The 19,198-nt window shown below is 70.0% G+C and carries 25 protein-coding genes and 1 tRNA gene; 12 read left to right on the plus strand and 14 right to left on the minus strand.

Annotation, left to right across the window (positions count from 1 at the left end):
* Positions 1 to 13 precede the first annotated feature (13 nt).
* The 3 genes from rph to hemW are packed head-to-tail and all read left to right on the plus strand — an operon-like array spanning position 14 to position 2,526.
* The gene (gene rph, locus ACG04Q_RS12615) at positions 14 to 736 is read left to right on the plus strand and encodes a ribonuclease PH (protein WP_394511272.1); all 723 of its coding nucleotides are present in this window, start codon (positions 14 to 16) and stop codon (positions 734 to 736) included.
* Positions 733 to 1,338, plus strand: coding sequence for an RdgB/HAM1 family non-canonical purine NTP pyrophosphatase (gene rdgB / locus ACG04Q_RS12620; protein WP_394511273.1), 606 nt, complete (start codon positions 733 to 735; stop codon positions 1,336 to 1,338). Before rph ends, rdgB begins: the two co-directional genes overlap by 4 nt.
* 3 nt (positions 1,339 to 1,341) lie before the next feature.
* A complete protein-coding gene (hemW, locus tag ACG04Q_RS12625) occupies positions 1,342 to 2,526 on the plus strand; it encodes a radical SAM family heme chaperone HemW (protein WP_394511274.1) in 1,185 nt (394 codons plus the stop codon).
* Positions 2,527 to 2,538: 12 nt separating this feature from the next.
* Here hemW and ACG04Q_RS12630 read toward each other — a convergent pair whose 3' ends face one another.
* Complete coding sequence (locus ACG04Q_RS12630) at positions 2,539 to 3,462, minus strand: LysR substrate-binding domain-containing protein (RefSeq protein WP_394511275.1); 924 nt, start codon at positions 3,460 to 3,462, stop codon at positions 2,539 to 2,541.
* Positions 3,463 to 3,554: 92 nt separating this feature from the next.
* Between ACG04Q_RS12630 and ACG04Q_RS12635 the strand changes: the two genes are divergently transcribed.
* Positions 3,555 to 3,854, plus strand: coding sequence for a hypothetical protein (locus ACG04Q_RS12635; RefSeq protein WP_394511276.1), 300 nt, complete (start codon positions 3,555 to 3,557; stop codon positions 3,852 to 3,854).
* Positions 3,855 to 3,857: 3 nt separating this feature from the next.
* Here ACG04Q_RS12635 and ACG04Q_RS12640 read toward each other — a convergent pair whose 3' ends face one another.
* The 4 genes from ACG04Q_RS12640 to ACG04Q_RS12655 form a co-directional block, all read right to left on the minus strand.
* Positions 3,858 to 4,508, minus strand: a complete 651-nt coding sequence (locus ACG04Q_RS12640; RefSeq protein WP_394511277.1) for a PEP-CTERM sorting domain-containing protein — start codon at positions 4,506 to 4,508, stop codon at positions 3,858 to 3,860.
* 69 nt (positions 4,509 to 4,577) lie between these two features.
* Positions 4,578 to 5,666 (minus strand): protein-glutamate methylesterase/protein-glutamine glutaminase, encoded by a 1,089-nt coding sequence (locus ACG04Q_RS12645; RefSeq protein WP_394511278.1) that lies wholly within the window; start codon positions 5,664 to 5,666, stop codon positions 4,578 to 4,580.
* A gap of 23 nt (positions 5,667 to 5,689) precedes the next feature.
* Positions 5,690 to 6,349: a chemoreceptor glutamine deamidase CheD gene (gene cheD / locus ACG04Q_RS12650; protein ID WP_394511279.1), complete on the minus strand. Its 660-nt coding sequence runs from the start codon at positions 6,347 to 6,349 to the stop codon at positions 5,690 to 5,692.
* A gap of 3 nt (positions 6,350 to 6,352) precedes the next feature.
* Positions 6,353 to 7,204 (minus strand): CheR family methyltransferase, encoded by an 852-nt coding sequence (locus ACG04Q_RS12655; protein WP_394511280.1) that lies wholly within the window; start codon positions 7,202 to 7,204, stop codon positions 6,353 to 6,355.
* Between the two features lie 211 nt (positions 7,205 to 7,415).
* Between ACG04Q_RS12655 and ACG04Q_RS12660 the strand changes: the two genes are divergently transcribed.
* Genes ACG04Q_RS12660 through ACG04Q_RS12675 form a run of 4 tightly spaced genes read left to right on the plus strand, consistent with a single transcriptional unit; the run spans position 7,416 to position 9,777 of the window.
* Complete coding sequence (locus tag ACG04Q_RS12660; protein ID WP_394511281.1) at positions 7,416 to 8,153, plus strand: GGDEF domain-containing protein; 738 nt, start codon at positions 7,416 to 7,418, stop codon at positions 8,151 to 8,153.
* Positions 8,150 to 8,962 carry a MinD/ParA family protein gene (locus ACG04Q_RS12665; protein ID WP_394511282.1) on the plus strand — a complete coding sequence of 271 codons (813 nt, stop codon included), beginning with the start codon at positions 8,150 to 8,152 and terminating at the stop codon, positions 8,960 to 8,962. Before ACG04Q_RS12660 ends, ACG04Q_RS12665 begins: the two co-directional genes overlap by 4 nt.
* Positions 8,955 to 9,350 (plus strand): group II truncated hemoglobin, encoded by a 396-nt coding sequence (locus tag ACG04Q_RS12670; protein ID WP_394511283.1) that lies wholly within the window; start codon positions 8,955 to 8,957, stop codon positions 9,348 to 9,350. The genes ACG04Q_RS12665 and ACG04Q_RS12670 overlap by 8 nt, the downstream gene beginning before the upstream one ends.
* Positions 9,351 to 9,399: 49 nt before the next feature.
* Positions 9,400 to 9,777 carry a response regulator gene (locus tag ACG04Q_RS12675; RefSeq protein WP_394511284.1) on the plus strand — a complete coding sequence of 126 codons (378 nt, stop codon included), beginning with the start codon at positions 9,400 to 9,402 and terminating at the stop codon, positions 9,775 to 9,777.
* 15 nt (positions 9,778 to 9,792) lie between these two features.
* Here the strand turns inward: ACG04Q_RS12675 and ACG04Q_RS12680 are convergent, their stop codons facing one another.
* From ACG04Q_RS12680 to radC, 3 genes are all read right to left on the minus strand, one after another.
* Complete coding sequence (locus ACG04Q_RS12680; RefSeq protein WP_394511285.1) at positions 9,793 to 10,443, minus strand: hypothetical protein; 651 nt, start codon at positions 10,441 to 10,443, stop codon at positions 9,793 to 9,795.
* Between the two features lie 156 nt (positions 10,444 to 10,599).
* Positions 10,600 to 11,244 (minus strand): Smr/MutS family protein, encoded by a 645-nt coding sequence (locus tag ACG04Q_RS12685; RefSeq protein ID WP_394511286.1) that lies wholly within the window; start codon positions 11,242 to 11,244, stop codon positions 10,600 to 10,602.
* The gene (gene radC / locus ACG04Q_RS12690) at positions 11,241 to 11,915 is read right to left on the minus strand and encodes a RadC family protein (RefSeq protein WP_394511287.1); all 675 of its coding nucleotides are present in this window, start codon (positions 11,913 to 11,915) and stop codon (positions 11,241 to 11,243) included. The genes ACG04Q_RS12685 and radC overlap by 4 nt, the downstream gene beginning before the upstream one ends.
* 39 nt (positions 11,916 to 11,954) lie before the next feature.
* Between radC and ACG04Q_RS12695 the strand changes: the two genes are divergently transcribed.
* The 4 genes from ACG04Q_RS12695 (at position 11,955) to ACG04Q_RS12710 (ending at position 14,894) form a co-directional block, all read left to right on the plus strand.
* Positions 11,955 to 12,398, plus strand: a complete 444-nt coding sequence (locus ACG04Q_RS12695; protein WP_394511288.1) for an FKBP-type peptidyl-prolyl cis-trans isomerase — start codon at positions 11,955 to 11,957, stop codon at positions 12,396 to 12,398.
* A complete protein-coding gene (gene ispH / locus ACG04Q_RS12700) occupies positions 12,398 to 13,375 on the plus strand; it encodes a 4-hydroxy-3-methylbut-2-enyl diphosphate reductase (protein WP_394511289.1) in 978 nt (325 codons plus the stop codon). The genes ACG04Q_RS12695 and ispH overlap by 1 nt, the downstream gene beginning before the upstream one ends.
* Positions 13,376 to 13,445: 70 nt before the next feature.
* Positions 13,446 to 14,741, plus strand: a complete 1,296-nt coding sequence (serS, locus tag ACG04Q_RS12705; RefSeq protein ID WP_394511290.1) for a serine--tRNA ligase — start codon at positions 13,446 to 13,448, stop codon at positions 14,739 to 14,741.
* A 62-nt stretch (positions 14,742 to 14,803) separates the two neighbouring features.
* Positions 14,804 to 14,894, plus strand: a tRNA-Ser gene (locus ACG04Q_RS12710).
* A 47-nt stretch (positions 14,895 to 14,941) separates the two neighbouring features.
* On the opposite strand, the gene ACG04Q_RS12715 is transcribed toward ACG04Q_RS12710, so the two are convergent.
* The 6 genes from ACG04Q_RS12715 to ACG04Q_RS12740 are packed head-to-tail and all read right to left on the minus strand — an operon-like array spanning position 14,942 to position 19,160.
* The gene (locus ACG04Q_RS12715; RefSeq protein ID WP_394511291.1) at positions 14,942 to 15,322 is read right to left on the minus strand and encodes a hypothetical protein; all 381 of its coding nucleotides are present in this window, start codon (positions 15,320 to 15,322) and stop codon (positions 14,942 to 14,944) included.
* The gene (locus ACG04Q_RS12720; RefSeq protein ID WP_394511292.1) at positions 15,319 to 15,633 is read right to left on the minus strand and encodes a copper-binding protein; all 315 of its coding nucleotides are present in this window, start codon (positions 15,631 to 15,633) and stop codon (positions 15,319 to 15,321) included. Before ACG04Q_RS12720 ends, ACG04Q_RS12715 begins: the two co-directional genes overlap by 4 nt.
* 19 nt (positions 15,634 to 15,652) lie before the next feature.
* Entirely contained in the window at positions 15,653 to 16,135 is a 483-nt protein-coding gene (locus ACG04Q_RS12725; protein ID WP_394511293.1) for a cupredoxin domain-containing protein, read from the minus strand.
* Between the two features lie 7 nt (positions 16,136 to 16,142).
* Positions 16,143 to 17,516 (minus strand): multicopper oxidase family protein, encoded by a 1,374-nt coding sequence (locus ACG04Q_RS12730; protein ID WP_394511294.1) that lies wholly within the window; start codon positions 17,514 to 17,516, stop codon positions 16,143 to 16,145.
* A gap of 16 nt (positions 17,517 to 17,532) precedes the next feature.
* Complete coding sequence (locus ACG04Q_RS12735) at positions 17,533 to 18,906, minus strand: TolC family protein (RefSeq protein ID WP_394511295.1); 1,374 nt, start codon at positions 18,904 to 18,906, stop codon at positions 17,533 to 17,535.
* Positions 18,903 to 19,160 carry a hypothetical protein gene (locus tag ACG04Q_RS12740; protein ID WP_394511296.1) on the minus strand — a complete coding sequence of 86 codons (258 nt, stop codon included), beginning with the start codon at positions 19,158 to 19,160 and terminating at the stop codon, positions 18,903 to 18,905. Before ACG04Q_RS12740 ends, ACG04Q_RS12735 begins: the two co-directional genes overlap by 4 nt.
* Between the last annotated feature and the right edge of the window lie 38 nt (positions 19,161 to 19,198).

Consider the following 19,198-nt stretch of genomic DNA (forward strand, 5'->3'; position numbering starts at 1 on the left):
TTTTTCTCCCGTCATGACCAAGACCTTCACGCGCAGCGCAGGCCGCGCTGCCAATCAATTGCGCCCGGTGCGCATCACGCGCGGCTTTACCGTGCACGCCGAAGGCTCGGTGCTGATCGAGTTCGGCTCGACGCGCGTGCTGTGCACCGCGTCGGTGGAAGAGCGCGTGCCGCCGCACAAGCGCGGTTCGGGCGAGGGCTGGGTGACGGCCGAGTACGGCATGCTGCCGCGTGCCACGCACACCCGCAGTGACCGCGAGGCCGCCAAGGGCAAGCAGAGCGGCCGCACGCAGGAGATCCAGCGCCTCATCGGCCGCTCGCTGCGCGCCGTGTTCGACCTCGCCGCCCTGGGCGAGCGCACCATCACGCTGGACTGCGACGTGCTGCAGGCCGATGGCGGCACGCGCACGGCCGCCATCACCGGCGCCTTCGTCGCCGCGCAGGACGCGGTCGCCAAGCTCATCGCCGACAGCAAGCTGTCGCGCTCGCCGATCAAGGACTCGGTGGCGGCCATCTCGGTGGGCATCGTCGACGGCGTGCCGTTGCTGGACCTGGAATACACCGAAGACTCGGCCTGCGACACCGACATGAACGTCGTCATGACCGGCTCGGGCGGCTTCGTCGAGCTGCAGGGCACCGCCGAGGGCGTGGTCTTCACGCGCGACGAGATGAACGCGCTGCTGGACCTGGCGGACAAGGGCATCCGTGAGCTGATCGCTTTGCAGAAGTCGGCATGAAGCTGGTCCTGGCCTCCAACAACGCGAAGAAGCTCGTCGAGCTGCAGGCGCTGTTCACGCCACTGGGCATCGAGCTGGTCACCCAGGGCAGCCTCGGCATCCCGGAGGCGGAGGAGCCGTTCGACACCTTTGCCGAGAACGCGCTGGCCAAGGCCCGGCACGCGGCGCGGCTCAGCGGCCTGCCGGCGCTGGCCGACGACTCCGGCATCAGCGTCGATGCGCTGGACGGTGCGCCGGGCGTGCGCTCAGCGCGCTATGCACTGGACGCCGGCGGCGAGAAGAGCGATGCCGCCAACAACGAACGGCTGCTGCGCGAACTCGCCGGCGTGGCGGACCGCCGCGCGCGCTTCGTCTGCGCGCTGGTAGCGGTGCGCAGCGCCGACGACCCGGAGCCGCTGATCGCGATGGGCCGCTGGATGGGCGAGATCCTGACGGCGCCCAGCGGCGAGGGCGGTTTCGGCTACGACCCGCTGATGCACATCCCGGCGCTGGGGCAGACCGTCGCCAGTCTGGGCGCCGAGGTGAAGAACCGCCACAGCCACCGCGCCCTGGCGGCGGCGCAGCTGATCGAGCAGTTCCGCGCGGCCTGGCATCTCGGCTGATCCATGGCCGATCTCCAGCACCTGATGCGCCCGGGCACGCTGCAGCTGCCGGCGCTGCCGCCGCTCGCGCTGTACGTGCACCTGCCGTGGTGCCTGCGCAAGTGCCCGTACTGCGACTTCAACTCGCACGAGGTGAAGAGCGGCGGGCTGTCCGCCGACACGGCCGAGGCCTACCTCGCGGCGCTGCGGGCCGACCTGGAAGCCGCGCTGCCGCTGATCTGGGGCCGGCCGGTCGTCAGCATCTTCATCGGCGGCGGCACGCCCAGCCTGTTCAACCCGGAGCAGATCGCGCAGCTCATCAGCGACATCCGCGCGCGCCTGCCGCTGGAGCCCGGCTGCGAGATCACGCTGGAGGCCAACCCCGGCACGTTCGAGCGCGAGCGCTTTGCCGGCTTCCGCCAGGCCGGCGTCACGCGGCTGTCGGTCGGTGTACAGAGCTTCGACGACGCGCAACTGAAGACGCTGGGCCGTGTGCACAGCTCGGCCCAGGCGCGCGAGGCGCTGACCGAGGCGGCCGGTGCGTTCGAGACCTGGAACCTCGACCTGATGTACGCGCTGCCGGGCCAGACGCTGGACGACCTGGCGCGCGAGCTGGACACGGCGCTGGGCTTCAAGCCGCCGCACCTGTCCATCTACCACCTGACCATCGAGCCCAACACGGTGTTCGCGACGCGCACGCCCGAGCACCTGCCCGACCCCGACCTCGCCAGCGACATGCTGGACCTCATCACCGAGAAGACCGGCGCGGCGGGGCTGTCGCGCTACGAGGTGTCGGCCTACGCCCGCGACGGCCACCGCTGTGCGCACAACCTGAACTACTGGCAGTTCGGCGACTACCTCGGCATCGGCGCCGGCGCGCACAGCAAGCTCAGCTTTCCGAACCGCGTGCTGCGCCAGGTGCGCTGGCGCGAGCCGGCCGCGTTCATGGCGCAGGACAACAAGGTCAGCAACGAGCACGAGGTGGCGCGCAAGGACCTGCCGTTCGAGTTCATGCTGAACGCGCTGCGGCTGAAGGACGGCGTGACCGTGCTGCAGTTCCTGGAGCGCACGGGGCTGCCTCCGTCCAGCATTGCCAAGGCGCTGGAGACGGCGCGCGGCCGCGGCCTGCTGGCGGCCGACCCGGCCCGCATCCAGCCCACCGAGCGCGGCTTCGACTTCCTCAGCGACCTGCAGCAGTTGTTCCTGTGAGCCGGATGGGCTTCAGCCCGGCTTGGCGGTCTCGCTGAGCCGCTGCTGCAGCGCCGCGATCTCGGCGTGCAGCCAGTCGCAGAAGGCACGCACGGCCGGGTCGCCGCGCAGCGCCTCGGGATAGACGACCTGGTAGTCGCGCGTGGCGTCGTCGTCGATGGCGAGCGCCGACACGCGCACAAGCCGCCCGTCCAGCAGCGAGTCGGCGGCAAAGGCCGCACGCGTCAGCGCGACGCCCATGCCCTGCTCGGCGGCCTGGCCCAGCAGGGCCGCGTCGTTGAAGGTGGCGACGGGCGTCGGTGTTGCCGGGCACCCTGCCTGCGTGAACCATTCGCGCCACAGGTCTGCATCGCCGAGCAGCGGTTGCTGGGCCAGCAGCTCCGGCGGCTGGCCCACGAGCCGTTGGGCCAGCACCGGCGCGGCGACGACGATGTGCGATGAATGGAACAGCAGCTCCGAAACGAGGCCGGGCCAGGGGCCGCGGCCGATGCGCAGCCCGATGTGGAAGCCCTCGCGCTCCAGGTCCACCACCTGCTGCGACGAGTGCAGGTCCAGCGTGATGCAGGGCTGCAGGACCTGCCAGCGTGGCAGGCGCGGCAGCAGCCAGCGCTGGGCGAACGAGGGCAGGGCGGTCACGCGCAGCGTCTGCGCCGCGCTGCCGTGCGCCTGCGTGGCAGCCAGCAGGCCGGCCTGCAGTTCCGCGAACATCTTGATGACCGCGCGCTGCAGTGCCTGCCCGGCGGGGTTCAATGTCAGGCGCCGGCCCTGGCGCGTGAACAGCTCGAAGCCCAGTTGCGTCTCCAGCCCACGGATCTGCTGGCTGACGGCGCTGTGCGTCAGGTGCAGGCTCTCGGCGGCAGCGCGCAGGTTTTGCGTCTGCGCGGCGGTGCGGAAGGCGGCGAGGTAGTGCAGCGGAAAGCGATCCAGCGAAACCATCTGGTAAGTGAATCCAACCAATCAGTGCAGAAACAAGCGCTTGGTGGCGGTGTTTTGGGTGCCTAGCATAACCAGCACACCAAGGAATCCCCATGAGCACGCTGAATCTTCGCTACCCCTGGATCGCCCTGTTGTCGACCGCCGCCGCCCTGCTGCTGACGGTGCTGCCGGCCCAGGCCTTCACCGATGCGAATGCCGACCTGAAGGACGCCATGACCGATCGCTCGGCCCGCGTCGTTGTCGTCGCCAAGTCGCCGCCGGCGCGGCAGGCCGCCTGGGTGCCGCCATCGGCCAAGCGGCTGGACGGCTTCAAGCCGGTGCTGCCGCCCGAGCGCGAGGCCGTGGCGAGCCGGCCGCCGGCGCAGACGCTGGCCAGGGCCCAGTCGCGGTGAGGCTCAGCGCCTGCGCCGCGCGGCCAGCAGGCCGGCCAGGCCCAGGCTCATCAGCAGCGCCGACGCGGGCTCCGGCACGGCGCTGACGTAGACCTGGTCCACGCCGTAGGCCTCGTCGATGCCGGTCACCGTCAGCGTCACCTGTGTGAAGGCCTGGGTCTGCGTGAAGCCCAGGAAGCGCACACCACCGTCGGGTTGCGGCGTGGCGTCGACGCTGAGGCCGGTGCCGGAGAACGCGCCGGCATTCGTCTTGAAGATGATCTGCCCGGACGTCTCGCCCACATCCACCAGGTAGAGACCGAAGGCCGTGGCGGGCGCAGCCAACTGGAAGGTGATGGGGCCCTGGGGCTGCCCCGCGAGGTAGACCGACAGGTAGCGGCTGCCGTCGCCGACGGCATGCGCGCCGAAGCCGGTGCTCGGTGCGTCCGGGCCGACCTGCACGCCAATGGGCGTGGTGGTCGTGCCGATCGTGAACAGCGGCGTGTCGATCGGGGTCAGCTCGCGCCGCCGCCCGGGCTGGTTCTCGAAGCTCTCCATCGCCGTGCTGCCGGCGCTGGCCAGGAAACTGGCCGCGTCACCAAAGCTGCCGTCGGCGGCCTGGGCGGTGGCGGCGCCCAGCAGGGCTAGGGCTAGCAGGCGGCGGTGCAGCTTCATGGGCGGGCTCCTTGACGAAGCGCGCACCGTAACCGAACCGGCACCGGGCAGGTGCCGATGAATTAGGGGTCAGACGCGGTTCAGCGACATGCCCGACGTGGCGCGCAGGCGCTCCAGCACCTTGGTGGCGATCTGGCCCAGCGGCAGCACCTCGTCGGCCGCGCCGGCCGCGATGGCCTCGCGCGGCATGCCGAAGACCACGCAGGTGGCCTCGTCCTGGCAGTAGTTGTAGGAGCCGGCGTCCTTCATGACCTTCATGGCCTTGGCGCCGTCGGCGCCCATGCCGGTCAGCATGATGCCGATCGCGTTCTGGCCCACCACGCGCGCCGCCGACAGGAACAGCGCCTCGACGGACGGCTTGTGGCGGTTGATCGGGTCGCCGTCCTGCACGCGGGCGATGTAGTTGGCGCCGCTGCGCTCCACCGTCAGGTGGAAGCCGCCGGGCGCAATGTAGCCGTGGCCAGGCAGGATGCGCTCGCCGTCCTGTGCCTCCTTGACGCGGATCTTGCACAGGCCGTCCAGCCGCGCCGCGTAGCTCTTCGTGAAGCCGGGCGGCATGTGCTGCGTGATGACAACGGCCGGGCTGTCGGCCGGCAGGTTGACGAGCACGTCCTTGGTGGCCTCCGTGCCGCCGGTCGAGGCCCCGATGAAGATGAGCTTCTCGGTGGACGCGCGGCCCAGGCTGGCCATGGTGACCGGCTTGGCGGGAGCGGGCGCTGCGGCACCGGGTGCCGGCGGGGGCGGGGCGCGGCGGATGTGGGCCTTGGAGGCGACGCGGATCTTGTCAGTGATGTCCTGCGCCAGCAGCTTGATGCCGTCGGCGACGCCGATCTTGGGCTTGGCGACGAAATCCACCGCCCCCAGTTCCAGCGCCTTCAGCGTCACGTCGGCACCGCGCTCGGTCAGTGTGGACACCATCACCACCGGCATCGGGCGCAGTCGCATCAGGCGTGACAGGAAGTCCAGCCCGTCCATGCGCGGCATCTCCACGTCCAGCGTGATGACGTCGGGGTTGAGGTTGCGGATCATCTCGCGCGCGACCAGCGGGTCTGCCGCGGCACCGATGCATTCCATGTCGGACTGGCGATTGATGATTTCGGTCAGGATGGACCGCACCAGCGCGGAATCGTCCACCACGACCACTTTGGTCTTGGCCATCGTTGGCCCTCCTCGACAACTCTCTAGAACAGATCGATGGAGCCGCCGCTGCTGGCGACGGGCTGCACCTTCTGGATCGCGGCCTTGTCCTGCTGGACCAGGGCGTCGGTATTGGTCGGGGCCAGGCGCTTGACCATGGCCTTGCCGCTCGCGGGCAGGAAGCACACCTTGCGGGGGTACACGTCCATGACGTCCTTGGACATGATTGGGATGCGCTCCAGCTTCAGGAAGTCGATGACGAAGTTGGTGTTGCGCTCGCCGACGTTCAGCGAGTTCATCCCCGAGATGACGGCGCCGCCGCCGAAGATCTTGGCCTCCATGCGTGACTTGCTGGCGCCGCGCTTCATCATCTCGTTGATCAGCATTTCCATCGCATACGACCCGTAACGGCCCGAGTCGCCGTTGCCTTCGGGCAGCATGAAGTGGTTCATGCCGCCGACCTTGGCCACACGGTCCCACAGGCAGGCGGCGATGCACGAGCCCAGCGTCGTCATGACCAGCAGGTCCTCGGTGTCGACGAAGTACTCGCCCGGCAGGATCTTGACGGCGGCGTTCTTGAAGTGCGCGTCGTAGAAGAAGAAGGACGCTTCGCCCTGTTTGCGGGGCTGCGCCTTGAGCTGGTTGACCTTCGCAAGTGCGGCCGGATTGCCCAGGGTTGATGCCGAGACGAGAGGAGTGCTCATGGATCAGACCCGTTCGTAGATCGTCTTGCCGCGCAGCTTGAACAGGTCGCGCGATTCGGTGAAGTTCTCGGAATGACCCACGAAGAGCAGCCCGCCTGGCCGCATGACGCGGTGGATGCGCTCCAGCACCTTGCGCTGGGTCGGTGCGTCGAAATAGATCATCACGTTGCGGCAGAACACCATGTGGAAGGGATCTCCCAGCTGCCACTGCGCGTCCATCAGGTTCAGCGGCCGGAAATCCACCCAGCGCTGCAACTCGGGCTTGACGCGGATCTTGCCGCCGTTGGCGCCCGTGCCGCGCATGAAGAAGTTCTTCAGCCGCGTGGCGTCGAGGCCGCGCGAGTCGGCGTTGTAGACGCCGCGCCGGGCGGTGGCCAGCACATTGGTGTCGATGTCGCTGGCAACCAGCTGCACGGAAGCGCCCGCGCCCAGCGCCTCGCTGCACGTCATCAGGATGGAGTAGGGCTCCTCGCCGGTGGAGGCCGCGCAGCACCAGATGCGCACCTGCTTGCCGACGAAGGGCTTGAGGTCGTCCTTGAGTGCGTGGAAATGATGCTCCTCGCGGAAGAACGAGGTCAGGTTGGTCGTCAGGCAGTTGACGAACTCCTGCCACTCCGCCGCGCCGGACGGTCCGGTGGACGCTTCCAGCCACTGCAGATAGCTCGAAAAGCTCTTGTGTCCGGTCTCGCGCAGGCGGCGCGACAGCCGGCTGTAGACCATCGCATGCTTGCCATCGTGCAGGCTGATGCCGGCGTGCTTGTAGATCAGCTCGCGGACGCGGTCGAAATCGGCCTTGCTGAAACTGAACTCGTGGTCGAGAGCGTCGTTGCCGTTGGCGAGGTCGGGTGCGGGCATGTCTCGTGAATCAGATTTGTGGGTGCTCGCAGCAGTTCTGGCGTCGGCGCGCCGATTCTGCACCGCGGGCCTGTTTGTACGGGCCTGGATCGGGCCAGCATAGTGCAAACAGACCGCAGGAACGTGCCTGTTTCACGACCCGCGCTCGCAAGCCCCGCTGATAGACTGGCTCGCCACCGCCTTCCCTGTCCGCTCGCCGTACCGCCAGCCTTTGGAACATCGCCAGCCCAACCCGACGCTGATCGACGCCCAGTCGCTCGATCTGGAACAGGCCCTGCAGCTGTTGCAGCAGGCCGGCGCGCTGCTTCCGGACGCGGCGCCGGGCAGTGCGGCCTGGCTGCAGGCCGTCGTCGATGCGCTGTGCGACCTCTCCAGCAAGGACGCGCTGACCGGGCTGGTCAACCGCCGCAGCTTCGAGATGGCGCTGGCCCGCGAGGTCGACCGCGTCGCCCGCGCCGGCGAGGCGGCGCTGCTGCTGATGCTGGACATCGACCATTTCAAGGCCGTCAACGACACTCACGGCCATGGCGCGGGCGACCAGGTCATCCGCGCCGTCGCCAGCGCCGTCGCTCAGACCGTGCGACCCATGGACCTCGTGGCCCGCGTGGGCGGCGAGGAATTCGCCATCATCCTGCCCAACTGCGCCACGCACGTGGGGCTGGCCGTGGCCGAGCGCGTGCGTGAACGAGTCTCGGAACTCAGCATCGAGATCTCGCCAGGGCAGATGCTGGGCGTCACCGTCAGCCTGGGCGGCGCGTTCGCGCCGCAGTGGGTGCGCTCGTCGCCGCTGCTGTGGACCGAGCGCGCCGACCGCCAGCTCTACCGTGCCAAGGCCGAGGGCCGCAACCGCGCCTGTCTCGAACCTCAGATCGATTCCCTGGTCAGCGCCGAAGAAAAGGGCATGTTGTTCGCCACCCTGAATCTCGAAACGCAACAGGACCTGCCATGAGCAACCTCCCCGATCCTGCTGCTCCCGCCACGTCGCCACCGCGGCCGGTGCGCGCCGGCGCCCGCACGCTCGCCGTTACCAGCGGCAAGGGCGGCGTCGGCAAGACCTTCGTCACCGCCAACCTCGCCGCAGCGCTGGCCGCACGCGGCCAGAAGGTGCTGGTGCTGGACGCCGACCTGGGGCTGGCCAACCTGGACGTGGTGCTGAACCTGCATCCCAAGCTGACGCTGCACGACGTCTTCACCGAGAAGGCCACGCTGGAGCAGGCCATCCTGCCCGCGCCGGGTGGCTTCAGTGTGCTGCTGGCCGGTTCGGGCATGGTGGAGTACTCGCGCCTGACGCCCGAGGTGCGCGACAAGCTGCTGCACATCATTGACCTCGTGAAGCCGCGCTTCGACTGGGTGCTGCTGGACACCGGCGCCGGCATTTCCGATGTGGTGCTGTACGCCATCTCGCTGGCCACTGATGTGCTGGTGGTTGCGACGCCCGAGCCCACGTCGCTAACCGACGCGTACGCCACCATCAAGGTGCTGGCCACGCAGCAGGAGCGCCGGCAGGTGGGGCTGGTCGTCAACCAGGCCAACCGCGTGGGCGAGGGCAAGCTGATCTGCGGCCAGTTGCAACAGGTGCTGCAGCGCTTCGTCGGCCCGACGCCGGGGCAGACGTTCAAGCTGGAGCTGATGGCGGAGGTCAAGGCCGACGTCGCGGTGCGCCAGGCCGTGCTCAAGCGCCAGCTGATGCTGGAGCACTACCCGGGCTGCGACGCGGCTCAGGCCATCAAGGCCCTGGCGAGCAAGCTCCTTGGCTGACGAGCAAGCGACAACGGCGTTCGACTGGCTCGGGGGCGAGGCCCGCGTGCGCGAACTCGTCGACCGCTTCTACGACCTGATGGAGCTGGAGCCCGCCTATGCACGGTTGCGTGCCGCGCATGGCGACACGCTGGACTCGGCGCGCGACAAGCTGTTCTGGTTCCTGTGCGGCTGGCTGGGCGGCCCCGATCACTACATCAGCCGCTTCGGCCACCCGCGGCTGCGCGCCCGGCATCTGCCGTTTCGCATCGGCATCGCTGAGCGCGACGAATGGCTGGCCTGCATGGGCCAGGCCATGCACGAGGTCGGCGTGGACCCGGTGCTGCGCGACCGGCTGGCGGAGTCGTTCGCCGGAACGGCCGACTGGATGCGCAACGTCGGCGCCTGAGGTGTAACCGCTGCTGGCGGCAGCGGCGACTGGCCTAGCATGTGCGGCAATGAACACATCTGCCGATCTCCCGCGCGTTCTCGTCGTCGACGACAACCCGGACGCCTCCGAAGTGCTGGCCCTGCTGATTGAACTCGAGGGATTTGCCGCGGCTACCGCACGCACGCTGGCGCAGGCGCGCGAGGCGGTGACGCAGCGGCCGCCGCAGCTCGTCTTTCTGGACGTGAACCTGCCGGACGGGAGCGGGCTTGATCTGCTGGCTCCCATGAAGGCCGACCCGCGCACGGCCGGTGCGCGGGTCGTCATGCTCAGCGGGCTGATCGACGACCGCGTGCGCGAGCAGGCGCTGCGGCTCGGTGCGTCGGACTACATCGTCAAGCCGCTAGGCCACGAGCAGCTGACGGCGTTGCTTGACGCGGTGCGGTAGGCGCCGCGCCACCCTTCAATCCAGCCGGAACGCGAAGTCCTGCTGGAACATCGCGTCGCCCTGGCACTGGTAGCCCGCCAGCGCGGCTTCGACGGAGCGCTGGAACGAGCGGCGTGTCTTGCTGTCCAGGGCCCCCTGGGTGACGCGGAACTCGGTGCCGACGACCTTGCCGCCGCGCACCGTGGCGATGACGTTGAACACGGCCTCGCCGGCCCAGTTGACGGCGGGAACTTCGGGCTTGGGCATCACGGCGCAGACGGCGCCCGCCGTGCGGATCGCGGGCTGCTCGGCCGGCGGGTTGTGCGGCGGCGCCACCGGGCCGGCCGTGCCGCCGGTCACGTGCGGCGGCGCGTCGTCGCGCTGCGTCGTCGTCGTGACGGTGGACGGCTGCTCCACCTGCCAGGGTTGCAAGGGAATATCGGCCAGCTGGATGGGCGAGAAGCTGGGCTTGTCCGGCGTGACCGGCTTGCGCAGCGTCTCGGGCTCCCGGGGCTTGTCCGGGATGGGCGGCAGCAGCACGGCGGGTTCCTTGACCCGGACCGGCGGGTGGATCAGGCCGGCGCTGAATGCATAGATGGCCGCGATGTGCAGGGCCACGACCAGGCCGATGCCGACATAACGCTGGGGTTGCGGGGCGTGCTGGGCATGCGTGTGGGACGGGTTCATGGACGATCCTCTCTGCTGCGGTTGATGACACCAGGGCCGCACGTCCGGCGGCTTGAACCCAGGCTAAGCCCGCGGCAGCCGGCGGGTCAATGGTGGCTTTGCCCGTCGGCGGCGCGCCACGCGTGGCAAAACGCACGGCGTGGCGTCAGTGCGGTGTCAGGCCGTGCCGGTGAGCAGCACGATGAGGGCGCCCGCGCCGCCGTCGCTGGCGCGGGCCTGCACGAAGGCCATCACCTCGTTCTTCTGCACCAGCCAGCGGCGCACGCGGCCCTTGAGCACCGGTTCGCGCCCCGGCGAGCCGTGCCCCTTGCCGTGCACGACGCGCACGCAGCGCAGGCCGCGCCGGGCGCTGTCGTGGATGAAGTGGCTCAGCGCCTCGCGCGCGCCGTCGCGGCGCAAGCCGTGCAGGTCCAGCTGACCCTGCAGCGCCCAGTGGCCGCGGCGCAGCTTGCGCACGACCTCCAGGCTGATGCCGTCGCGGCGGAACGACAGCGTCTCGTCGGTTTCCAGCAGGCTGTCGATGTCGATCTCGTCGGACAGTGCCTGCAGCAGCACCGCACGCTCGTCGGCCTCGCGCTGGCGCGGCTCGGGCTCGGGTTGCGCCAGGTCGTGCAGCACGCGGTCGACGCGGCGCAGCGGCGTCACCGGCCCGACCGTCAGCTCGAAGACGCGGCGCTCCTGCTCGGCCAGCCGCAACGCGGCGGCCACGCGCTCGCGCTCGGCTTCCGCGGCCAGCCTCGCGGCGGCCAGCTCGCGGGCCAGCGGCTTCAGGTCGGCCAGGCTGCGGGCGATGCGGCTCACAGCAGGCCTCGCTCGGCAAACGACATCACCCCGCCGGCGCCGACGATGAAGTGATCCACCACGCGCACGTCCACCAGCGCCAGCGCCTGCGCGAGGTGGCGCGTCAGCGACTCGTCGGCGCGCGACGGCTCCGCCACGCCGCTGGGGTGGTTGTGCGCCAGCACGACGGCGGCCGCGCCCAGCGCCAACGCGCGCTTGACGACCTCGCGCGGGTGCACGGTCGTGGCCGTCAGCGTGCCGTGGAACAGCGTCTCCATCGCGATGAGCCGCAACTGCGCGTCCAGGAACAGCACCGCGAACACCTCCTGCCCCAGGCCGCCCAGGTGCAGGCGCAGGTAGGTCTTCACGGTGTCGACGTCGTTCATCGCCGGCTTGTCGGCCAGTTGCTGGTTCAGCGAGCGCCGCGCGATCTCCAGCACCGCGGCGATCTCCGCCCGCTTGGCCGGCCCCAGCCCCTTGACCTTGCCCAGGTCCTGCACGCTGGCCGCCAGCAGCCCCGCCCAGCCGCCAAAGCGGTCCAGCAGGCTCTGCGCCAGTTGCAGCACCGGCATGCCTTTGAGCCCCGTGCGCAACAGCAGCGCCAGCAGCTCGGCGTCCGCCAGTGCGGCCGGCCCACGGGCGAGCAGTTTCTCGCGCGGGCGGGCATCGGGGGGCAGGTGGGTCAGCGACATAAAATCGGCCGCAGTCTAGCCAAGCGTCCCATCTCTCGCATGAACCCCATCCAGGCCGGGTCCTTCCTGACCTTGCATTACCGGCTCACGGGCCCGGACGGTGCCGACATCGTCAACACCTTCGATGACAAGCCCGCCACGCTGTCGCTCGGTGCCGGGCAACTGTCGCCCGCCATCGAGGCGCGCCTCATCGGCCTGCCCGAGGGCGCGCATGAGCGCTTCACGCTGGCGCCCGGCGAGGCCTTCGGCGATCGCAACCCCGAGTTGCTGCAGCGCGTGAAGCTGACGCTGCTGCGCCAGCTGGGCGACCCGGACGAGACCTACCACGTCGGTGACGTCGTGCAGTTCCCCGGTCCGGACGGGCAGGGTGGCTATGCCGGCGTGGTGCGCGAGCTGGGCGATGAATCGCTGCTGTTCGACTTCAACCATCCGCTTGCCGGCCAGCCGGTGAGCTTCGAAGTGCAAGTGATCGGGGTGCTGTGATGAGTGCAGGCGTGCAACCCCAGGAAGTGCTGTTGGCCGAGCCGCGCGGCTTCTGCGCCGGCGTGGACCGCGCCATCGAGATCGTCGAACGGGCGCTGGTGAAGTTCGGCGCGCCCATCTACGTGCGCCACGAGATCGTCCACAACACCTACGTCGTCAACGACCTGAAGGCGCGCGGCGCCATCTTCATCGAGGAACTGGCCGAGGTGCCGGCCGGTGCGACGCTGGTGTTCAGCGCGCACGGCGTCAGCCAGGAGGTGCGCCGCGAGGCCACCGCGCGCGGCTTCCAGATCTTCGACGCGACCTGCCCGCTGGTCACCAAGGTGCATGTCGAGGTGGCCAAGCTGCACCGCGAGGGCTACGAGTTCATCATGATCGGCCACAAGGGCCACCCCGAGGTCGAGGGCACGATGGGCCAGCTGTCCGATGGCATCTTCCTGGTGGAAGAGGTCGAGGACGTCGCCAAGGTCGTCGTCAAGGACCAGAGCAAGCTGGCCGTCGTCACGCAGACCACGCTCAGCGTCGACGACGCGGCCGAGATCCTGGCCGAGGTCAAGCGCGTGTTCCCGCAGGTGCGCGAGCCCAAGCAGCAGGACATCTGCTATGCCACGCAGAACCGCCAGGACGCCGTCAAGGTGCTGGCGCCACAGGTGGATGTCGTCATCGTCGTGGGCAGCCCCACCAGCTCCAACAGCAACCGCCTGCGGGAACTGGCCGAACGCCTGGGCACGCCGGGCTACATGGTCGATGCCGCCGAAGACCTGAAGCCCGAATGGCTGGACGGCCGCGCCCGCGTGGGCCTGACGGCCGGTGCCTCGGCGCCTGATGTGCTGGTGCAAGCCGTCATCGACCGACTGCGCGCGCTCGGCGCGACGACCGTGCGCAGCCTGCCCGGCGTGGAAGAGCATGTGCGCTTCCCGTTGCCGCTGGGCCTGGGCGACAAGTCCATGGCCGAGGTCAGCGCCTCCCGATCTTGAAGCCGGTGCTTCCAGCTTCCGGCGGCGCCTGACATCGGCGCCGCTTTCGTATCCGACTTGAAGGACACCCATGCTTGACATCACCCAACTGCGCAAGGAGCTCGATACCGTCATCGAGCGCCTGAACGCGCGCAAGAACCCGCAGCCCTACCTCGACGTGGAGCGTTTCAAGGCGCTGGAAGCCGAGCGCAAGGGCGTGCAGACCCGCACCGAGGAACTGCAGGCCCGCCGCAACGCGCTGTCCAAGCAGATCGGCATGGCCAAGGGCAAGGGCGAGGACGCCTCGGCGCTGATGGCGGAGGTCGGCGGCATCGGCGATGAGCTGAAGGCCGGCGCCGAGCGGCTGGAGGCCATCCAGGCAGAGCTCAACCAGATGCTGATGGGCGTGCCCAACCTGCCGGACGCCAGCGTGCCGGTCGGCGCCGACGAGACCGGCAACGTCGAGGTGCGCCGCTGGGGCTCGCCCCGCGCGTTCGATTTCGACGTCAAGGACCACGTCGACCTGGGCGCCCCGCTGGGCCTGGACTTCGAGACCGGCGCCAAGCTGTCGGGCTCGCGCTTCACCTTCCTGAAGGGGCCCGTGGCGCGCTTGCACCGTGCGCTCGCGCAGTTCATGCTGGACGTGCAGACCACCGAGCACGGCTACACCGAGTGCTACACGCCCTACATCGTCAACCGCGAGATCCTGGAGGGCACGGGCCAGCTGCCCAAGTTCAAGGAAGACATGTTCTGGGTGCTGCGCGGCGGCGATGACGAGCAGGTGGAGCAGTACCTGATCTCCACGTCGGAGATCTCGCTGACCAACACCGTGCGCGAGAGCGTGCTGAAGGCCGAGGACCTGCCCGTCAAGCTGACGGCGCACAGCCCCTGCTTCCGCTCGGAAGCCGGCTCCGCCGGCCGCGACACGCGCGGCCTGATCCGCCAGCACCAGTTCGACAAGGTGGAGATGGTGCGCATCGAGCAGCCCGAGCACAGCATGGCCGCGCTGGAGGAGATGACGCAGCATGCCGAGGCCATCCTGCAGAAGCTGGGCCTGCCGTACCGCACCGTGCTGCTGTGCACCGGCGACATGGGCTTCGGCTCGACGAAGACCTACGACCTGGAAGTCTGGGTGCCGGCGCAGCAGACCTACCGCGAGATCAGCTCCTGCTCGAACATGGGCGCCTTCCAGGCTCGCCGCATGCAGGCGCGCTTCAAGAACGCGCAAGGCAAGAACGAGCTGGTGCACACGCTCAACGGCTCCGGCCTGGCCGTGGGCCGCACGCTGGTGGCGGTGCTGGAGAACTACCAGAACGCCGACGGCAGCATCACCGTGCCCGAGGCGCTGCGCTCCTACATGGGCGGTGTGGAGGTGTTGCGCGCCTGATTTGCAGCGAGGCCAAAAAGCTGGCTATAATGGCCGGCTTCGCACCAACGCGCACCGCATCAGGAGAGGTGGCAGAGTGGTCGAATGTACCTGACTCGAAATCAGGCGTGCGGTATCCCCGCACCGAGGGTTCGAATCCCTCCCTCTCCGCCAAGAACAGCCCGCCGGCAACCCCGGCGGGCTTTTTCTTTTTCGGACGCTCAGCGAGGCGTCTGCTGCAGCTCGACGCTGACCTTCACGGCCTCGGCGGCCGTGTTGGTCCACATCCAGCAATGTGCAGGCTCGGCGTCGAAGATCTGCACACCCTGCGCCTTGGTGGCCCGCTCCAGCCTTGCCGGATACACCACGGCCTTGCCCTGGTGGACGTGGATGTTGAACGGAAGCGGCGCGCCGGCCTCGAAGGACCAGGCCACGCGGCCACCCCGGTGCAGCTTGCCGCACACCTCCAGCAGTTCCCGCGGCGCCAGTGTCGCCATGTGGGTGAAGCGGCCTTCGGGGGTCCAGGCGATGTCGACGACCTGGGCGGCCGCTGCCGCGGCGCCGCTGGCGGCCAGGCACAGCAAGGCGAGCGCCGCCCTCACTTGGCCGCCTCGATGGCCGTGACGATGAACTGGCCGCCTTCATGCGCGGCCTTAAAGCGCACCTTGTCGCCGACCTTGAGCCCGTCCAGCAGCCGCTTGTCGCGGGCCTGGAACACCATCGTCATCGCCGGCATGTCCAGCGACCGGATCTCGGCGTGGCGCAGCGTGACCTTGGCCGCGGCCGGGTCGACCTTGCGGACCTCGGCATCGGTCATCGCGTCGGCGGCGGAGGCTGGCATGGCCGGCGGCTCGGCCGCCCGCGACAGCACGGGTATCGCCAGCAGCGCGGCGCACAGGAGGAGTTCTTTCATGGCAATTCCTTGATGAGTTTCAGCGCGCGCGGACGACGATGTTGCCGCGCATGCCGGCCTGGAAGTGGCCGGCGATGAGGCAGGCGAAGTCGAACTCGCCTGCACGGTTGAAGGTCCAGACGATCTCGCCGGTCTGGCCCGGGGGCACATGGGCCATGTAGGGCTCGTCGTGCTCCATGCCGGGGAACTTGAGCATCAGCGCCGCGTGCTCTTCCAGTTCCCGGGGCGTGCCGATGACGAGCTCGTGCAGCACGGCGCCGGTGTTGCGCAGCACCAGGCGCACGGTCTCGCCTTGGCGCACGTTGATGCGCGACGGCGTGAAGCGCATGTCGTCGCTCATCGTGATCTCGACGGTGCGCCGGGCCGCGCGGCGTTCGCCGGCAATGCCCCAGGCCTTCTGTTCCTTCTTGACGGCGGCCGGTGCACTGGCGGCATGGTCGCCATGCGCCTGCACTGCCGCGGCGGCGAGGGCCAGCGCGAGGGAGGTGATGACTGTCTTCATGCGGGCCTCAATGGTTGTGGTGGCCTTGCGGCTTGCGCACCTGCACCTCGACGTCGGACGCCTGCGGCGCAGGCGCAGGCGCGCTCGTCGCGGGCGGCGCATCGCCCACCTCGCGCGCCACGGTGCCGGGCGGATGCTGGAACCAGCCAGGGTCCGTGTAGTCGCCGCGCCTGAGCCCGCGCCGCACCTTCAGCATGCTGAACATGCCGCCCATGGCCACCGGCCCGAACGGGCCTTCGCCCGCCATCATGGGCGCCGTGTTGTCGGGCAGCGGCATGCTCATCTCGGTCATGTCGTGCATGCCACGCTCGCCCATGACCATGTAGTCCGGCACCAGCTTGCGGATCCTGGCGGCCAGGCCGCTGTGGTCCACGCCGATCATCGTCGGCACGTTGTGGCCCATCGCATTCATCGTGTGGTGCGCCTTGTGGCAGTGGAAGGCCCAGTCACCTTCCTCGTCGGCGATGAACTCCAGCTGCCGCATCTGGCCCACGGCGATGTCCGTCGTCACCTCGGGCCAGCGCGCGGTCCTGGGCACGGGGCCGCCGTCCGTGCCGGTCACCTCGAACTCGTGGCCATGGATGTGGATGGGGTGGTTGGTCATCGTCAGGTTGCCCACGCGGATGCGCACGCGGTCGCCCTGGCGGGCCACCAGCGGCGCGATGCCCGGGAACACGCGGCTGTTCCAGCTCCACAGGTTGAAGTCCAGCATCGTCATGACCTTGGGCGTCGCGCTGCCGGGGTCGATGTCGTAGGCGTTCAGCAGGAAGGCGTAGTCACGGTCGACGTCGGCGATGTGCGGGTGCTTCGCCTTGGGGTGCGTGATCCACAGGCCCATCATGCCCATGGCCATCTGCACCATCTCGTCGGCATGCGGGTGGTACATGAAGGTGCCGGGGCGGCGCGCGACGAACTCGTAGACCCAGGTCTTGCCCGGCGGGATGGGCGGCTGCGTCAGGCCGCTGACGCCATCCATGCCGTTGGGCAGGCGCTGGCCGTGCCAGTGCATGCTGGTCACCTCGGGCAGGCGGTTGGTCACGTAGATGCGCACGCGGTCGCCCTCGACGACCTCGATGGTGGGCCCGGGGCTCTGGCCGTTGTAGCCCCACAGGTGGGCCTTGAAGCCGGGCGCCATCTCGCGCACGACGGGCTCGGCCACGAGGTGGAACTCCTTGACGCCGTCCTTCATGCGCCAGGGCGCCGTCCAGCCGTTCAGCGTGACGACGGGGTTGTAGGGCCGCCCGGTGGGCGGGATGAGCGGGGCTTGCGTGTCGGGCGAGGTCTGGATGACGGGCTCGGGCAGCGCGGCCATCGCCGCCTTGGAGACGGCGGCCAGCGATGCCAGCGTCGACCCCGCCAGCAGGGAACGTCGGTTGAACATGGGGTGTCCTCGGGGTTCAGTGGGCCGCCGCCGCGGCAGCGGCAGGGGCGGGGCCGGCGGAGGGCAGGGCGGGCGTGGCGCGGCCCAGCAGGGCCTGCTCCAGGTCGGCCTGGGCCAGCCAGAAGTCGCGCAGCGCGTCCTGCGCAGCGGCCACGGCGGCCACCTGGGCGCGGGCATCGGCCAGCAGCTCGAACACGCCGATCAGCATGCCGTTGTAGCGCAGCAACTGCTCGTCGGAGATGCGCTGGGCCAGCGGCAACAGCTCGTCGCGGTGCTGGCGCGCGATGTCCCAGGCGCTGCGGTACAGGCCGTAGGCCTCGCGCACCTCGGAGCGCGCGCGGATGGCCGTGTCGGCCGCGTCGTGCGCCGCCTCGCGGGCCAGCGCCTGTGCGCGCGGCAGCGGGCCGGGGCCGAACAGCGGCAGCTCCAGCGTGACCTCCCAGCCGCGCTGCACCGGCGCCTCGTTGGACGTGTTGCGCACGACGCCCAGCTCCAGCATGGACACGAAGCGGTTGATGCGCCCGGCGTCCACCTGGCGCGCGGCCTGCTCCAGCCGCAGCCGTGCGGCCTGCACGTCCAGCCGCTGCGCGAGCGCCCGCGTCTCGATGTCGGGCTGCTCGCGGGCGGTCGTCGGCAGCGCGGGCAGCCGGTCGGGCACACGCAGCGCGGCAGCGTCGTCGCCCCACAGGCCCAGCAGGCGCACGAGGCGTTCGCGGCTCGCGAGGCGTTGCCCCTCGGCGCGCGCCAGCGCCAGCCGCGCCTCGGCGGCAAAGCCCTGCTCGCGCGCACGGGTCAGTGCGTTGAAGTTGCCGACGGCCTGCATGCGCCGCGCCAGCTCGGCGCCGGCATCGGCGGCCTCCAGCACCTGGCGGCGGTAGGTCAGCGTCTCCTCCGCAGCCACGGCGGCCACCCACGCGCGGCGCGTGTCCGCCGCCAGCGCCAGCACGTCGGCAGCCGCCTGCTGCTGCTCGGCCTGCAGGCGGCGCTGCTCGGCCTGGCGCACCAGCGGCAACGTCAGCAGCCGGGCGAGGTTGACGTGCCAGCCGCGCTCCAGCTCCACCTCGTCGCCGCGCGTGAGGCGGCTGAAGCTGAAGCCGGGGTTGGGCAGCCGGCCGGCGGCGTCCACCTCGGCGGCCGTCACGCCCAGGCGGGCCAGTCGGGCCTGCAGCGCGCGGCTGTTCCGCAGCGCGAGTTGCACGGCGGCGTCGGCGCTCAGCGGCTCGCGCAGGCGGGCGGCCAGCTCCTCGGCCGGCAGCGGTTCGGCAGCCAGCGCCTGGCCGGTGTGCGGCTGCGTCAGGCGGCTGACGTCGCCGACCTCATCGCCGGGTGTCAGGCTGGCGCAGCCGGTCAGCGCCAGTGCCAGTGCGGTCAGGGACAGCGCACGCTTCATGGCGTCTTCTCCGGCGGCAGCGTTTCGCGGGCGTAGGTGCGCCAGCCGCCCACGCGTTCGACGCGGTCGTTGGCAGCGCGCCAGTCGACGCGGGGCGGGTCATCGGCAGCCTGCGGTGGCGCAGCCTTACGGGGCGCAACGCGCGGCACCTGGGCGCGCGCATCGGCGGGGTCGGGGCGGGGCGTCTGGGCGGTGGCGCTCAGCGCCAGGCCGGCGGCGAGCAGCGCCGCGACGCGGGGGAACAACAAGGGCATGACAGCCTCTCTGAACGGGTGATCGACCCGCCAGGCGC

This window comes from Pelomonas lactea (assembly GCF_043555885.1).
Taxonomy (GTDB): Bacteria; Pseudomonadota; Gammaproteobacteria; order Burkholderiales; family Burkholderiaceae_C; genus Pelomonas; species Pelomonas lactea.

Bases quoted from the DNA above. Each gene is read 5' to 3' on its own strand.
- rph (WP_394511272.1), top strand. From the start codon at position 14: ATGACCAAGACCTTCACGCGCAGCGCAGGCCGCGCTGCCAATCAATTG.
- rdgB (WP_394511273.1), top strand. From the start codon at position 733: ATGAAGCTGGTCCTGGCCTCCAACAACGCGAAGAAGCTCGTCGAGCTG.
- hemW (WP_394511274.1), top strand. From the start codon at position 1,342: ATGGCCGATCTCCAGCACCTGATGCGCCCGGGCACGCTGCAGCTGCCG.
- ACG04Q_RS12630 (WP_394511275.1), bottom strand. From the start codon at position 3,462: ATGGTTTCGCTGGATCGCTTTCCGCTGCACTACCTCGCCGCCTTCCGC.
- ACG04Q_RS12635 (WP_394511276.1), top strand. From the start codon at position 3,555: ATGAGCACGCTGAATCTTCGCTACCCCTGGATCGCCCTGTTGTCGACC.
- ACG04Q_RS12640 (WP_394511277.1), bottom strand. From the start codon at position 4,508: ATGAAGCTGCACCGCCGCCTGCTAGCCCTAGCCCTGCTGGGCGCCGCC.
- ACG04Q_RS12645 (WP_394511278.1), bottom strand. From the start codon at position 5,666: ATGGCCAAGACCAAAGTGGTCGTGGTGGACGATTCCGCGCTGGTGCGG.
- cheD (WP_394511279.1), bottom strand. From the start codon at position 6,349: ATGAGCACTCCTCTCGTCTCGGCATCAACCCTGGGCAATCCGGCCGCA.
- ACG04Q_RS12655 (WP_394511280.1), bottom strand. From the start codon at position 7,204: ATGCCCGCACCCGACCTCGCCAACGGCAACGACGCTCTCGACCACGAG.
- ACG04Q_RS12665 (WP_394511282.1), top strand. From the start codon at position 8,150: ATGAGCAACCTCCCCGATCCTGCTGCTCCCGCCACGTCGCCACCGCGG.
- ACG04Q_RS12675 (WP_394511284.1), top strand. From the start codon at position 9,400: ATGAACACATCTGCCGATCTCCCGCGCGTTCTCGTCGTCGACGACAAC.
- ACG04Q_RS12680 (WP_394511285.1), bottom strand. From the start codon at position 10,443: ATGAACCCGTCCCACACGCATGCCCAGCACGCCCCGCAACCCCAGCGT.
- radC (WP_394511287.1), bottom strand. From the start codon at position 11,915: ATGTCGCTGACCCACCTGCCCCCCGATGCCCGCCCGCGCGAGAAACTG.
- ACG04Q_RS12695 (WP_394511288.1), top strand. From the start codon at position 11,955: ATGAACCCCATCCAGGCCGGGTCCTTCCTGACCTTGCATTACCGGCTC.
- ispH (WP_394511289.1), top strand. From the start codon at position 12,398: ATGAGTGCAGGCGTGCAACCCCAGGAAGTGCTGTTGGCCGAGCCGCGC.
- serS (WP_394511290.1), top strand. From the start codon at position 13,446: ATGCTTGACATCACCCAACTGCGCAAGGAGCTCGATACCGTCATCGAG.
- ACG04Q_RS12720 (WP_394511292.1), bottom strand. From the start codon at position 15,633: ATGAAAGAACTCCTCCTGTGCGCCGCGCTGCTGGCGATACCCGTGCTG.
- ACG04Q_RS12725 (WP_394511293.1), bottom strand. From the start codon at position 16,135: ATGAAGACAGTCATCACCTCCCTCGCGCTGGCCCTCGCCGCCGCGGCA.
- ACG04Q_RS12730 (WP_394511294.1), bottom strand. From the start codon at position 17,516: ATGTTCAACCGACGTTCCCTGCTGGCGGGGTCGACGCTGGCATCGCTG.
- ACG04Q_RS12735 (WP_394511295.1), bottom strand. From the start codon at position 18,906: ATGAAGCGTGCGCTGTCCCTGACCGCACTGGCACTGGCGCTGACCGGC.
- ACG04Q_RS12740 (WP_394511296.1), bottom strand. From the start codon at position 19,160: ATGCCCTTGTTGTTCCCCCGCGTCGCGGCGCTGCTCGCCGCCGGCCTG.